The 514-nt window shown below is 66.7% G+C and carries 1 protein-coding gene and 1 pseudogene; both read left to right on the forward strand.

Features of this window, described 5'->3' with window-relative positions; genetic code table 11:
* Positions 1-206: pseudogene (locus tag ACXJKH_RS22035) on the forward strand (methyl-accepting chemotaxis protein); the annotation flags it as partial.
* 82 nt (positions 207-288) lie between these two features.
* The coding region (locus ACXJKH_RS22040) for a hypothetical protein (protein WP_457322578.1) at positions 289-514 on the forward strand (226 nt) is incomplete at its 3' end.

Below are 514 nucleotides of genomic sequence, written 5' to 3' on the forward strand. Positions count from 1 at the left end.
ACATCATCGGCGAGATCACGGCTGCGTCGGCCGAGCAGTCAGAGGGCATCGGGCAGGTCAACGTTGCGGTGACGCAGCTCGACCAGATGACGCAGCAGAACGCCGCGTTGGTCGATCAATCGGCGGCGGCGGCCGAGTCGMTGCGCGAGCAGGCTCGCACGCTGACCGATGTGGTCGGTGCCTTCCGCTTGCAGCCGGCGCATTGATACCGCGTCCCTGCGCGCCGCCGCGGGAAGCACGAATCGTGGTCCACTCCGGCGTGTTGTCACTGCGTTCGGGAAGGCTGCGATGAAGGCGAGAAAGATTGCGCTCGGGCTGTTGGCTGTCGTCGTAGTTGGCGGCTTCGCCGGCTGGTTCAGTATCGACAAGGAGACTCGTGGGCTGCTGGCCACACTGCCGACCAACCGCGACGTGCTGTTCTGGAGCCAGCCGCAGGGCGATGCGGCCTTTCGCGCGCTCGATCGGCTGTCTGTGCTGGCCAAGTCGCGCGTCATTCCCGCGGGCAGCAGCCCGA

The sequence above is a fragment of the Stenotrophomonas sp. P5_B8 genome (assembly GCF_054049855.1).